Here is a 13,315-nt window from a genome sequence, read left to right on the forward strand (position 1 = left end):
CTAATCCCCCATTCTATATCCGATTCCCCAAATTGTCCGAATGTATTGCGGAGCTGACGGGTCCTCTTCGATTTTCTCCCGGAGTCTGCGGATATGTACATTTATTACGTTCTCATTCCCGTAATAATCTTCTTCCCAAATAAGTTGATAGATTTGCTCCTTGGTGAACACCCTGCTCTGATGGGTTAGGAACAGTTTTAAGATATGGAATTCCTTGGCAGTGAGCGGCATGCTTTTTCCTTTTACTTTTACGGAGAACGAATGCAAGTCCAGAATGAGATCCTTAAACGTAATAACGGGTTGCTCGGCAGGTTTGCTTTCCGTTTCCGCGTATAACGTTGCCCTACGAATGGCCGCCTGAACCCTGGCTGTCAATTCGATCATGGAGAACGGCTTGCTTATATAATCATCCGCGCCAAACCCAAGGCCCATGGCCTTGTCTAGGTCGCTGCCTTTCGCAGAAATAATCAAGACAGGAACTTTGCTGGTCTCTCGGATCTGTTTGAGCAGCTCTATGCCGTTTACCTTGGGGAGCATCAAATCGAGCAGGATCAGATCGAATTTCTCTTTTTGAAAAAGCGCGAGTGCTTCCTCGCCGTCTCGTGCCGATGCAACGCTATAATGATCCTGTTTTAGCTGGCTTTCAATTAACAGATTGATGTCGTTGTCGTCTTCAACGAGCAGAATGCGTTTTTCCATATCCTAAGACCTCCTGAGCATGCTCTGATCCATTTCACTTCACGGTTCAATTGCGGTCCCAAAACCAATAGCTTGCTTTTCGATTTTGGCACAAATTGGCTTATTCTAGTGATCAATATGGGGATCTGTGGGTCCGCTGTCTTAAACGGCAAGTTTAAAGGAGCCTGCGAGGGAGGTCCCTTCCTGTATAAAGTCTCGTCTGTTAACTTAAGTCAATGCAAGGAAACATCCCTCTGGATACAATAATGGTGTTCGAACCAGTTAAGTTCTTACAGGATCCTCTTCTTAATTCGACTTAGCGACTCTGGAGTAATACCCAGATAACTAGCCAGTTGATGTTGGGGTACCCGATCGATTAGTGAGGGGCGTTTATTTAAGAGTGTCTTGACGCGTTCTTCCGGCGAAGAAGCAATAAAAGCAGCGAATTCATTCTGGACCTGGCCAAAATTCTCCTCCATCATTCTGCGAGTCATGGATTCCAATTGAGGATGTTTCGTGTACATGTCCATTTCCTTATCCAGATCGCCAACCACCATAACTGAATCTTCTACGCATACGAAAGTGTAATCGGAAGACTTATCTGGCTTATGATGATTGAAAATCGCGATGGCTTGCTCTTCGGTATAAAAATTAGACGTGACCTCTGTGCCATCCTCATCAATTGAATACTGCCTTACACAGCCTTTCAAGATGAAATAACATGCTGTAGGGCTATCTCCTTGATTAAAGAGAGCGGTTCCTTTTGGATACTCCTCCGTACGGATTTCGTTCACTATGGCTTGCTGATCTTTCTGATCAAGAGAAGTCCATCTTGACAGGTATTTGTACAGGATGTCTTTCATTGTCTCTCATCTTCACCACCTTCTCGCCTTTACTTTCCCTATCCATTTTCTTACGCCAGGAGCCTTATGTAAATGTCTGTTACCGTAAAATTATCTTGAGGAGGGTTACCATGAGAGCCATGGTTCAAATTTCGTATGGTCCACCGGAAGTGATTGTATTGCAAGAAATCGCGAAACCGTCGCCTGCAAGCAAGGAACTGCTCGTACGTATTCAAGCTACCACAGTAGGGCCGTCGGCCTGCGCATTTCGCAAAGGTAATCCGTTTATGATTAAACTGTTATATGGGTTGACCAAGCCAAAAAATGCAATAGGAGGAACTGAATTCGCTGGGGTGATCGAAGCAGTCGGCAAGGAAGTACAGCAATTTAAGCCAGGAGATCGCGTCTTGGGAATGAGCGTCAAAAATTTCGGTACTTTCGCCGAATATAAGTGTCTCTCCGAAGACAGTCCTCTTGCCGTCATACCCGCCAATATTACCTTCGAAGACGCCGTCGGCGTCTGTGACGGAGGCGCCACCGCATTAACATTTCTGAGAGATAAGGCAAAATTGCGGGAACGACAGAGAGTGCTAATTAATGGTGCCTCAGGCGCTGTCGGTATTTATGCTGTGCAATTGGCGAAATTCTTTGGTGCTGAGGTAACCGGTGTCTGCTCTGGCAAGAACGAAAGTCTGGTTAAAAAAGCAGGGGCAGACTTCGTTATTGATTATATGGTGGAAGATTTTACGAAGTCAGATAAAACTTATGATATTGTTTTTGATGCTGTAGGCAAACGATCTTTCATGGAATGTAGGCGCGTGCTTACGGCCATGGGAATGTATCTGACTACTGCGCCGAAATTATCGACCCTGATGCAAATGATGTGGACATCTTTGTTTAAAGGAAAAAAGGTTATCTTTGCCACTGCAGGGCTTATGCAAAACAAAGCGAATTTGAAGTATCTCATGGAACTCACTAACAATGGCACACTGAATGCCGTAATCGATCGTCGATTTCCTTTGGAGTGTCTGCCAGATGCCCACAAATATGTAGAGACCGAACGTAAAAAAGGAAACGTGATCATTCAGATCTAAATCAAATTGGTACCCCTTGATACGGTAACCACAAATGATCTCAAACTATTCTGTCCGTTAGCTTTACAAAGGCAGTCGATCATAATGGTCGGCTGCCTCCTTTGTATTATGGAGCTATCGTTTCCCGTTAGCGTAGAAAAGAAGGAACTAACTCTACAACCATCTTGATATACTAAGGGTTTTATAACTAACTCAAGAAGTGTTATACGTAATCCAACTGGTAGCTTATTTTCTATTTTTCTATTAAATTTGAGGGATGAATTTTATGAATAAGCAATATTGCATCATACTGATCACGGGGAATCATCTTTTCATCTAAAACTCCCCATGCTTTGGCAGTACGAGGTGTATACATCCATTCCGTTGCTGGACTTAACTCCTTATCCTTCATGTTGATAAACCGGGCTGCACCCATTTCAGTAGCCAAAATATCCTCGAGGCTATCTTTTTCATGAGGTATGATTTGCTCTTCTTCTCGATTATTTTTATTTGCGCTGCCTTCATATGCATATAATCCAATAACATAACCAGCCTGTTTAAGTGAGTATGGAAGCATTTCCCCCATGGTCGGGTATGGGTTATTATCAAAATCGTATCCGTTATGCTCTGTGATCATTGTCGAATTATGCTTACGCAAATGATAGTTGTGTCCCCACAGAATAATTTTTTCATCGGGATATCCGGTTTCTGCAAGCCAAGCTACATTATCCGCCATAACGCGGTCTCGTTCAAAATTCCCCAGTTTTATTTGTTTCTCGGGGTCTACCCCAGCTAGCAGATTTACGATATGAGGATGATAATTATCCAGCATATCTATTCTGTTTTGTAGAACTCGTTCAATTAAAGATATATGGTTGGGCTGATCTCTATAAGTTTTACTCAATTCAACCTTATTCTCCCTAACAAAATTTTGAAATGTAATGTATTTTTCTTTAATTTTCTCTTTCTGAATATTAAAATCATCTACTTCATTCATCATGCTAAGCTTTAAATACCAACGTTCCGTTTGTGCAAATGCTTTAGCCTTACTTTTATCGACCTTTGCAAACCACTCTTCAACAAATTCAATAAAAGACTCGGTCGTACCTTGTGAATCAAATCCAGTCAAAATAAGCGGATGTTCCGTACTACTTTGTTGTGCAATGTATTCGAATAAGGGTAAGTTCTCTTCTACCTGCCATACACCAAAGACTGTGCTTTTCATCAATTCTTTTGGCGTCATATTATGTATTTGAGCATACGCAGCAGCGGTATCGGCTAGATTCGATTCAAATGCGATGACATTATACCCCAGTTCTTCATGCAGAAATTTTACAAGCCTGACTTTCATAGCGTTGTATTCTGACGCTCCATGCGAAGCTTCGCCCAAGCTAACTATTCGTTTATCCGCTAAAATCGGCTTGAGAAACATTAAATCGGTGTAGTGATCATTTACATCTGCATAGATTGATGTGATGGTATGTGAATTTGAACGAACGGCCTCTTTCCAAATTAACCCTGTAGGCATTGTATTCTTCTTGTCTACTGAGGTTAATCCAGACATATAAGCTGCCTGGCCTACGTACATCACACTGAGACTACATAATACTGTAGACAATATTACTTTTCTAAAAAATCGATTCATTAAGCTTACACTCCTCTGTATTTATGCATTTAAGCTTAACAACTCAAGTTTAAAACCACTGCACTTTATGTTTAAGATTGGTTTAAAACAATAACAAGTAATATGACGGGTAGTCCTATAATGCTGAGATTCTACATACTTTCCAGTGTAATTTACATCCTCAAAAAATTAATAAGCTAAAAAAAGGACCTTGGACTCCATTGCAATATTTGACATAAAAGATGCACCCTTCATATACAAATCCTCTACAGTATGGTGCATGAGTTCATCCTTGCTGGGAAAATGATATGTAATTCCCCCCTTAGCAGTGTGAGTAATCTACGATAGCACTTAACTGAGGAACAACTAACGTACCAATGAAAAACTCATGCTCAGGTAGGGATAGCGACAGGAAGATGCGGATTTACAACGATAAGGAAATTCCAAATTAAAAAGCCCAACTTCTCTGCAAAACAAAATAGAGAAAGTGAGCTTTTCAGTTACTTCATTTTTTATTTGAACTAATGTAAAACAGCTAAGTTTATTTTTTAGCTCAGCTATTTATTGAATTCATTAACTGGAAGAAGTATTCAGGTTTATGAGTCTTATTTAGGTTATACCATGAATGTAATGTATCTGGTGCAAATACATCTAATTTTTTCAGTACTTCCATCGCAAATTCCAGAGGAGCTATTCCTGATGCAGTAACTAAGTTCGAATCAGATACCGCAGATCCCACTTCATAGAACTTTTCTCCTTTATAGTTAGGACATACCATTTTAGTGTATTCTAAATTATTACTTGTATGCTTTCTAGTATCTAAGTATCCCATATTCGCAAGGGCCTCAGTTGCACCACAAATTGCAGCAACAATAGTGCCAATCTTTAAAGCTTGGCCAATTCTTTCCAAGATAGGTTGATGAATTTCTTCATTCCAAGTAGTCCCTCCCGGTAAAATTAAAAGATCTTTACTCTCAAGAGTACATTCATCAAGGGAAATATCTGGTTTTATGTTCAGTCCTCCCATAGTCGTAATCATTTCTTTATTAGCTCCTACTGTAATTACTTTTAAAGGTACTAATTCTTTTTTAAAATATCTTCCTGAGTTTAGTTCAGCAATTAAATATCCATATTCCCAGTCCGACATTGTATTAAATACATATAGAAAAACTTTTTTTGTTTGCATCCAATAACACTCCAATCACAATTGATATAACCAACTGTAACATTACTTCACTGACAACTAGCGTCAGGGAAGTTATCAATTTTGATGAAAATTTATTAACTCCGACAAAACTTCAATCATTCTTTTCTTAAGGCTGATTGGCTCAATAATTCGAATAGATTTACCGTACGTTAAAAGGAAATAAGGTACATATGTATGTATCATATCTTTCTCAAAATGAAATACGGCTTGATTTGAAGTTCGCTCTTGTAAATAATGTCCTAAAAACCAATGTTGGCAAATATCAGCTAATACACTTTTATCCCCATGAATAACCAAAGAAATAATCTCTTCCTTATCTTTTATAGTTGGAAGAAAATTTTTCATAAAAAAGGCACGTGCTGAAAAATTTTCTGGCTGGTCAAACTTATTTTCGGTTAGCATTAGATCTTCAATTCGATCTACCCTAAAACTACGGATATCACTCCTAAGATGACAAAATCCAATCACATACCACTTATTATTCCAATAGATAAGTCTATACGGATCAACCAATCTATCATTTATTTGCTTTCCGCCACTTTTATGGTGGAGAATTTTTACTGAATACCCGTCAGCTACGGCCTGCTCCAACTCCTTCAAAAAAGGTTGCCTAGTGAGTGAACTTAATCGACTTATAACTTCAAGACTAGTTAAATGTTGGTTTATCTTGGTTTCCTGCTCTTGATTTGAGTATTTACTTAGTTTTGAAATGGCCCTATTTAGTGCTTCACCTCCATAATATCCGGCTTCTTCTGCAAAAACAGCAGCGTGAAATAGTGAAGTTTGCTCCTCAAAATCAAAAAAAAGAGGAGCCTCAATAAAATTGTTCAATAAAGTGTATCCACCGTTATGTCCTGGTTCTGAAATTATAGGTACGCCACTTGTTGAAATTGTATCAATATAACGATACACAGTCCTTATATTCATCTCTAACTTTTCTGAAATTTGTTTTGCAGTAATTTTTTCACCTGAACGAAGCATCCATAGAATTGCTAACATATTGTCAATTTTAGGCATATAATTCCACCTCTATATGAAGTTTATTTTCTATTATACATTTCCGATTTCACAAATTTGATTTACAGTCATTTCTCCCTCTTTATAAAGCTTTACTCCATAATTCATTCCTGCATGATTTTTATGGTCTTTAACCGACCTTAGTTTTCTTGTAGTTGATTTACTTTGCTAAACGATGAAATAAATACTTTCCTTTTTTCAGATGAAAGATGCATAAATGTTTCAGCCAGATGACGTAATGCTTCTTTCGCCGCCTTCGTATAACCTTCTTCAGAAAGCATAGTATCCACTCCAGTTACTGTGATTTTTACTTCACAATTTTACCAAGTAGGCTTCTTTTTATGATGACAAATGTGGATTATAACTAAACTTTACTACCGTTAGTTGAATAAAGGCAGCCGATCATGTTGATCGGCTGCCTCCTTTGATTTTATTGAGATATCGTTTCCCGTAAGTTTAATACTTTATATTATTAAAATTAAATTTCATTGTATACTCCTCTTCAATTAAGTCAGTCTCAACGTTAACCAAAAGAGATGAAAATTTTTCAAAAAGCTGTCTTATCTCGGTATTATCATTGATAAGATTAATGCTTTTTCTATATTCATTTTCGTCTTTATATTTTGATATTTCTAACCACTTACTTTTATCTTGATTACTATTTATACAGAAGGAATGAAAGTCTATGTAAGATGCATAAATCTCCGCGGATTTTTTTTGAATTTCTAAAAACTCTTCTATTCTCCCAGGTTGAATTTGATACTGATAAACTTTAACAAACACAGACTATCATCCCTTTATCATTATTTTCCACTGCCTTTTAAAAACAAGAATCTCACACTATATATTCGGCATATCTGTTCCACTAACCTGCCCGTTAGTTAAACAAAAGCAGCCGATCACATTGATCAGCTGCTTCTTTGTATTATTGAGCTATCGTTTCCCGTTAGTTTAATGATGGTCAGCATATTTTACTCTTGTTTTGAAGCATGGTCATTACGTCCTTATCTTCAAATATTATTCTGTAATTTCATTATGCTACTTAATTTTTGAAAATCACGACCATATGCTTGCTTCCCATATATTCAACGGAAGTATTTAACTGCTCCGCCACAAAACGAACAGGAACGAACGCACTGCCATTCTTCAGAAGTAAAGGAGCATCTTGCATCACCGTTTGCTGGTTCACTTTTACCTGCCTGTTGCCTACAGCCCAACGAATCGTTTTACCATCCTTCTGAATCGTTACCTCTTTGGTGCTCTGGTTCCAATTCACGGTTGCCCCAAGCTTCTCGGAGATGAAACGGATCGGCACATAGGTACGTCCCGTCTGAATAAATGGCGCTGCGGTAATTCGATAAGCACTTTCTCCCACATAAGCTGTCGTGCTGCCGATCACCAAGCGCTGTGTCTTACGCTGACCGCCAGGCAGCTCATTTCCTGCCAGTTTCACAAATAATTTATATGTTTTCGATCCCTTGCTTAAATCTAAATAGTTATTTTGCAGCTCAAGTGGTTCAATGAATGCACCCGTATCATAATACGGAAAAAAACTACGTTGTTGGATCGGCTCTAAATCCCAGACTCGATTGTTGTTCAAATAGAGGTAAGCCAAACTTTGAAGATTTCTCAACGGCTCCAAATCATAGATCTGGTTAGATGATAAATCCAGAGAAAGTAAGTTAGTTAATTTAGATAACGGAGCAAGATCTTTGATGTTATTATCCGCAGCATCGAGTCTCCAAAGATTAATCAATCCTGCTAGCGGCTTTAGATCTGTGATCTTGTTAGAACTTATGGACAACGTATTCAGATTAACTAGTCCCGCTAGCGCTGAAAGATCATTGAATTGGTTCCTAGATACCGATAAATCTGTCAACTTCGTTAAGTTCCCAAGGGGCTTAATATCCTCAATTTGATTGCCACTCAAATCCAAAGTCGTCAAATTTACGGCACCGGATAGAGGTGAAATATCAGCAATTTGATTTCTGCTTAAAGAGAGGTTCGTCACATTGACTGCATACTCCAAACCCTGCAAACTCTTAATTCCTTTACCCGATAAAGGAACGTCGGTCAGTGATTCTAAATCCTCTTTTGTTAGGGATTCATCGTCGTTTTTATTCAATAATGACTTAATCGCTTGTTCTAGATTGAGATCCTCAAAAGTCAAAGGCTGTTGGTTAGACGCCTCCATATAAGCCTGTCCTGGTAAGCCCAAACATAGAAGAAAAATAATTAATAATCCAGCAAGGTATTTCTTCATTCTGACCATTCCTCTCTAATCACTGTATAAACTAGCCAATAGTTGCTTAGATTAATACGCAATTTACAAAGAAAAGTTGTATTGAAGAGTATTGTAAGTAGTTGAATAAAAGCAGCCAATCACAATGATCAGCTGCTTTCTTGTTGTTATGAGCTAACGTTTCCCGTTAGTTGGATGAAGATAGTTCCAAAATCACTTTCCCTATGTGACCACTTTGTTGAGCTTCTCCAATTCCTTTCTTATACTCACATAAACTAACACGTATTCTTGGTGTCTGAATAATCAAATAACCTTTTTTTACCAAATCAAATAAATTACTAAAACTCTCATACCAACGTTCATCGGAAACACTTGCTATCCATCTCTTAAGCCAATATGGTTTCACCCTAATATTAGGATGTTTTTCATGTATATGAGACCAATTCAATTGACTTCCTGAAAGCAGTCCAATAATGGTAACTGCACCACCTGGACGAATACATTCAATCAAGTCGTGCCCTTCTTGCCCTCCAATGCTATCAATACCCGCTGTCGCTCCCAATCCACTAGTCATTTCCATTACTCTAGGAATGAGTGATTCTTTTGACGTATCAATTACAGCCCAAGCACCAAGTGATAGCAATTCTTCAATATGGATATCATTCCTTACCACTGCAATTAGCTTATATCCGAATACTTTTGTGAATTGTGCGAAAATATGTCCTATTGCAGAACCACAGGCATTTACAACCAGGACATCATCAGAATTTAATTGTAATTCTTCCGTACAAACAAGCCATGCTGTCATGGGATTAATGTACATTTGGCTTGCTGTTTCGTCATCTATTTCTTCGGGAACTGGCACTGCAAAATTGGCTTTTGTTTTCACATACTGTTGCCAAGTACCTTCCCCACGTAGAGGTAATACCCTCTTACCTATAAGAGATGTTGTTACTGATGAACCAACGGCTTCAACAACACCAACCCCTTCATATCCGGGGATAGTCGGCAACTGAATTCGGTGTTTGTAGGCACCATGAATCGGAATTAGGTCTGAAGGATTAATTGGACTAAGAATCATTCTAACCATTATGTCATCGTGTTGAAGTTGTAAATCCTCAATCTGTTGCTCTAATTCCAACACTTCAAGTGGATGTCCAAATTTTTTATATTTTAAAGAAAAAGTCTTTGTAATGCTTCTCACTCCTTGCTAGATTAGCCTGCTCCATTCATGATTTAAAGATTTCAGCTGACTATACATTTTCTTCATCTATAATAATTACAACCTTAGTAATAATCATTTTCATGAAGTTTTAAAGTAATATCACAAATTACTCCAAATGGTAAACCGTTCAATTAACCTGTCCATAGCTTATTGTATTAATATGCGAAGGCTGTCAACACTTTTTTGACTATTTTTTTTACTAGTGTCCGTCCTCATACTACCTAAACGGTTTGCAAGTTGTCCATTTAAGCGGCATTTGGCAGCTTTTCGTTCAACTAACATGCCCGTTAGTTGAACAAAAGCAGCTGATCACATTGACCAGCTGCTTTCTTTATTGAGCTATCGTTTCTTGTTAGCATAGCTACCAACAAATTGTATAAGTCCAATTAATAATTTACTGAGATGAAATCTGCCATTAATTCATTTACGATATCCTCGCATGTTTTAATCTCCCTAATAAACTGGATTCCACTAGATACTGTATTGATTCCTTCTTCAAGTCGTCCATCTAACATGGCCGTCTTCAAATTTCCTATTTTCGATAAAGTGCTATTCACTTGATTATCATTTAAATATTGAGCTTCTAAAGCCGTCGAATGCGGAGTTGCACGCCAGTAGCCACCATAGCCAGTACGAAGAAGGATTAAATCTTCTGTACCGTGTTTTACAATGTCCTGTTTAGCGCTTTCGTGTGCAGGCGACTCGACAGATGCAATGAATCTTGTACCAAGGTAAACTCCTTCGGCACCTAATGCAAAAGCAGCGTTGACTCCTCGCTTATCAGAAATTCCTCCAGTTGCCATGACGGGTACATTAACTGCATCAACAATCATCGGAACGACTGTCATTGTTCCAACTGGGATGTCTGGCGTCGAACCTCCTTCATCAAAGCCAGTAGCAACAATAATGTCAGCGCCTGCTCTTTCTGCCTTTTTGGCTCCTAAAACTGTTGGATGTAGTTCCCTGAAAACGATCGTGAAGCCAAACTCCTTCAATCTTTTAATATCCTTTTCATTTGCTTCGCCAACTACAACAAGAACTTTTACTTTCTCTTCAACAAGAACTTTTAATAATGCTTCTCCATAAGGATTCTCTCCTGCATCCACAGCAGGGGGGAAATAATTGACTCCAAAGGGCTTATTCGTTAGTTCTTTCGTTTTTCTAATTTCTGTTCTTAAACGTTCTGCACTATCGTCTGGTCCATTTGCTATCGTATTTTGACCTGCATTTGGGCCAAGTGTCCCCATACCACCAGCATTAGATACTGCTGCGACCAGTTCGGCAGATGTCACCCAAGACATAGGTGCTTGAATGATAGGATATTTAATCCCTAGAATGTCTGTTATTCTGCTCATTATATTTATCAACTCCATTTAATCTATTTTGTCGAGTTTCTTAAAGAATAATGCATGTAATAGAGTGCATTACGAATGCTTCCCCATGATATCTAATCAACAAATTTATTATAGGCAACATATGTTGTATACTTGATTTTAATGAAATTCGAGGAGAATTCAATCATCAGTTTCGCCCGATTATGGCTTAAGCAACATTTTATTAAATCTGTTGATTACGAAGAAAGGAGAAATAATATGCTGGACAAGAAGGTCGATCCTCGTATTATACGTACAAGGAAACTCTTAGTGGATGCCTTTACGCATTTAACAAATAAAAAAGACTTTAAAGATATAACTATTAAAGATATAACTGACCAAGCAACGGTTAACCGAGCAACATTTTATGGACATTTCGAGGATAAATATGAATTGATGGAAAGTGCTATTTCTGAAGTGGTTGTAGAACAAGTCGGGGGTTGCTTAAAGAATTTTAACACTCTAAATAAAGAGACTTTGGTCAATATCTTCATGCTGCTAATAACGTTTCAGACAGACTTCGAAAAAGAATTAACTTCCCAATGTAAGAGAAGTTTTCATTCGTTTAGATACGTTTTTGAATCCAAAATAAAATTTGAATTAGAAAAATTATTTCAGTCTATTTTACACAACCATAATAAAAATTTAGATTCGGAGTCCATTAAAGTTGGTGCAGCTGTGTTAAGTGCTAGCATATTTGGAGCAACACTTGATTGGAAGCTTAATAGTACGTTGTCTGCTGATCAATACATTCGTTATGCTATTCCCTATATTTCAGGGGAGTTTCTTTGAAAAATAAATAACGATGCAGCTGATCAGAATCGGTGGCATCTTTATTTATGCAGTACCCTGCCCGTTAGTTGAATAAAAGCAGCCAATCACAATGATCGGCTGCTTTCTTTGTTTTATTGAGCTATCGTTTCCCGTTAGTTGAACTTACTTTGTGCCTCCATACTTCACTAGCGCCATATTTATCTTGGTTAACCTTTGACGAAAACAGTCTTTTACACAGTGCGCCTCGACATCACTCAACCTTAGGTAAAACATTACCTTGCATTTCTTTTATGATTTCTAAGAATTGACCAACTTCCTTGGATGGATGTAATGGATATATTAAACCATATGGAACTGTGAAATCTAAATCACTAGGGATTGTCACCAAGGATGGATGAATATCTGCCCACGCCTCCAATGTTAACATAACCGTATTACTTTCCTCGCAGCGATTAAACACATCAAGATCATAGAGTCGCGGAACATCCTTAATTTGTATTTGAGGATGTTTCATTTTCAGGAAATTACGTATGTCATGAATGACGGCACTATTCCCACCATTCACTACAGCCAATCTTTCCCCATACAAATCTTTGACAAAAAGTGTTTTTCTTGAAGCCAGCCTATGCTGCCGAGATACGGCAAAGCAAACGCGGTAACTCCCCAGTTCAAGCATACGGTAGTGATCCTTCAAGTTATCTGTAAGAAATGGCCCCGCAATGATATCTAGTGATTGGCCAATCATGCGGTAAGTGGTTGGGAGTGTATGTGCGTCATCTTCGAAATGAACGATGTTTATTCCGAATTGAGGATATATGTCGCTAATTCCATTCCACAAATCAATCAAAACCTTACAGGGGTTAAGCATAGAAGTACCCACCCGAACAACATGACGATTGGCCTGTTCGGAGTGATGCATGCGAATAAGAGATTCTTGAAAATACTGCAGCATATATTTTGCATCTTTGATAAAAGATGTTCCTGCCTTTGTAAGGCTAACACCGTGGTTGGTACGAATAAAAAGTGGGACTCCGGCTTGCTTTTCCAACAAATTCATTTGTTTCATCACAGCGGTTGAAGAAATAAAAAGCTTTTCGGCTGCCTTAGAAAAGCTTCCGGACTCCACCACTTGAACAAACGTCTTCAGTTGCTCAATCATTCAGGCAGGCTCCTCCTTTTGCATAAACCATAAGTTAATACCATGCTAACTTATTTGAAATTCCGTATCAACCTGCTAAGCCGTATCATTATAGAAGAACG

General features: G+C 38.4%; 13 protein-coding genes and 1 pseudogene. 2 read left to right on the plus strand and 12 right to left on the minus strand.

The features are described from left to right. A complete protein-coding gene (locus HP552_RS07840) occupies positions 1-699 on the minus strand; it encodes a response regulator transcription factor (RefSeq protein WP_281366020.1) in 699 nt (232 codons plus the stop codon). Positions 700-968: 269 nt separating this feature from the next. Next, complete coding sequence (locus HP552_RS07845) at positions 969-1,541, minus strand: Crp/Fnr family transcriptional regulator (protein ID WP_175394996.1); 573 nt, start codon at positions 1,539-1,541, stop codon at positions 969-971. A 110-nt stretch (positions 1,542-1,651) separates the two neighbouring features. Here HP552_RS07845 and HP552_RS07850 point away from each other — a divergent pair, with 110 nt between their 5' ends. Beyond that, positions 1,652-2,614: an NAD(P)-dependent alcohol dehydrogenase gene (locus HP552_RS07850; RefSeq protein ID WP_175394997.1), complete on the plus strand. Its 963-nt coding sequence runs from the start codon at positions 1,652-1,654 to the stop codon at positions 2,612-2,614. Between the two features lie 232 nt (positions 2,615-2,846). Here the strand turns inward: HP552_RS07850 and HP552_RS07855 are convergent, their stop codons facing one another. The 9 genes and pseudogenes from HP552_RS07855 to HP552_RS07895 form a co-directional block, all read right to left on the minus strand. Next, a complete protein-coding gene (locus tag HP552_RS07855) occupies positions 2,847-4,238 on the minus strand; it encodes an erythromycin esterase family protein (RefSeq protein WP_175394998.1) in 1,392 nt (463 codons plus the stop codon). Between the two features lie 532 nt (positions 4,239-4,770). Continuing rightward, positions 4,771-5,403, minus strand: a complete 633-nt coding sequence (locus HP552_RS07860; RefSeq protein WP_175394999.1) for a type 1 glutamine amidotransferase family protein — start codon at positions 5,401-5,403, stop codon at positions 4,771-4,773. Between the two features lie 75 nt (positions 5,404-5,478). Beyond that, positions 5,479-6,441, minus strand: coding sequence for a helix-turn-helix transcriptional regulator (locus HP552_RS07865; protein WP_175395000.1), 963 nt, complete (start codon positions 6,439-6,441; stop codon positions 5,479-5,481). 33 nt (positions 6,442-6,474) lie between these two features. Then, positions 6,475-6,588, minus strand: a pseudogene (locus tag HP552_RS07870) (recombinase family protein); the annotation flags it as partial. Further along, on the minus strand, positions 6,582-6,722 hold the full coding sequence (locus tag HP552_RS07875; protein WP_175395001.1) for a hypothetical protein: 141 nt from the start codon (positions 6,720-6,722) through the stop codon (positions 6,582-6,584). The gene HP552_RS07875 and the pseudogene HP552_RS07870, both read right to left, overlap by 7 nt. Before the next feature lie 175 nt (positions 6,723-6,897). Continuing rightward, entirely contained in the window at positions 6,898-7,224 is a 327-nt protein-coding gene (locus tag HP552_RS07880; protein WP_175395002.1) for a hypothetical protein, read from the minus strand. A gap of 259 nt (positions 7,225-7,483) precedes the next feature. Then, a complete protein-coding gene (locus tag HP552_RS07885) occupies positions 7,484-8,704 on the minus strand; it encodes a stalk domain-containing protein (protein WP_175395003.1) in 1,221 nt (406 codons plus the stop codon). 166 nt (positions 8,705-8,870) lie between these two features. Continuing rightward, positions 8,871-9,887, minus strand: coding sequence for a zinc-dependent alcohol dehydrogenase family protein (locus HP552_RS07890; RefSeq protein WP_312884237.1), 1,017 nt, complete (start codon positions 9,885-9,887; stop codon positions 8,871-8,873). 407 nt (positions 9,888-10,294) lie between these two features. Then, positions 10,295-11,263: an NAD(P)H-dependent flavin oxidoreductase gene (locus HP552_RS07895; protein WP_246310797.1), complete on the minus strand. Its 969-nt coding sequence runs from the start codon at positions 11,261-11,263 to the stop codon at positions 10,295-10,297. A gap of 237 nt (positions 11,264-11,500) precedes the next feature. Here HP552_RS07895 and HP552_RS07900 point away from each other — a divergent pair, with 237 nt between their 5' ends. Next, complete coding sequence (locus HP552_RS07900) at positions 11,501-12,073, plus strand: TetR/AcrR family transcriptional regulator (RefSeq protein ID WP_246310798.1); 573 nt, start codon at positions 11,501-11,503, stop codon at positions 12,071-12,073. 232 nt (positions 12,074-12,305) lie between these two features. On the opposite strand, the gene HP552_RS07905 is transcribed toward HP552_RS07900, so the two are convergent. Next, positions 12,306-13,214, minus strand: coding sequence for a LysR family transcriptional regulator (locus tag HP552_RS07905; protein ID WP_175395005.1), 909 nt, complete (start codon positions 13,212-13,214; stop codon positions 12,306-12,308). Between the last annotated feature and the right edge of the window lie 101 nt (positions 13,215-13,315).

It is taken from the genome of Paenibacillus xylanilyticus (genome assembly GCF_013359935.1).
GTDB classification, from domain to species: domain Bacteria; phylum Bacillota; class Bacilli; order Paenibacillales; family Paenibacillaceae; genus Paenibacillus; species Paenibacillus xylanilyticus.

Bases quoted from the DNA above. Each gene is read 5' to 3' on its own strand.
- HP552_RS07865 (WP_175395000.1), bottom strand. From the start codon at position 6,441: ATGCCTAAAATTGACAATATGTTAGCAATTCTATGGATGCTTCGTTCA.
- HP552_RS07860 (WP_175394999.1), bottom strand. From the start codon at position 5,403: ATGCAAACAAAAAAAGTTTTTCTATATGTATTTAATACAATGTCGGAC.
- HP552_RS07900 (WP_246310798.1), top strand. From the start codon at position 11,501: ATGCTGGACAAGAAGGTCGATCCTCGTATTATACGTACAAGGAAACTC.
- HP552_RS07895 (WP_246310797.1), bottom strand. From the start codon at position 11,263: ATGAGCAGAATAACAGACATTCTAGGGATTAAATATCCTATCATTCAA.
- HP552_RS07845 (WP_175394996.1), bottom strand. From the start codon at position 1,541: ATGAAAGACATCCTGTACAAATACCTGTCAAGATGGACTTCTCTTGAT.
- HP552_RS07885 (WP_175395003.1), bottom strand. From the start codon at position 8,704: ATGAAGAAATACCTTGCTGGATTATTAATTATTTTTCTTCTATGTTTG.
- HP552_RS07840 (WP_281366020.1), bottom strand. From the start codon at position 699: ATGGAAAAACGCATTCTGCTCGTTGAAGACGACAACGACATCAATCTG.
- HP552_RS07875 (WP_175395001.1), bottom strand. From the start codon at position 6,722: ATGCTTTCTGAAGAAGGTTATACGAAGGCGGCGAAAGAAGCATTACGT.
- HP552_RS07850 (WP_175394997.1), top strand. From the start codon at position 1,652: ATGAGAGCCATGGTTCAAATTTCGTATGGTCCACCGGAAGTGATTGTA.
- HP552_RS07855 (WP_175394998.1), bottom strand. From the start codon at position 4,238: ATGAATCGATTTTTTAGAAAAGTAATATTGTCTACAGTATTATGTAGT.
- HP552_RS07905 (WP_175395005.1), bottom strand. From the start codon at position 13,214: ATGATTGAGCAACTGAAGACGTTTGTTCAAGTGGTGGAGTCCGGAAGC.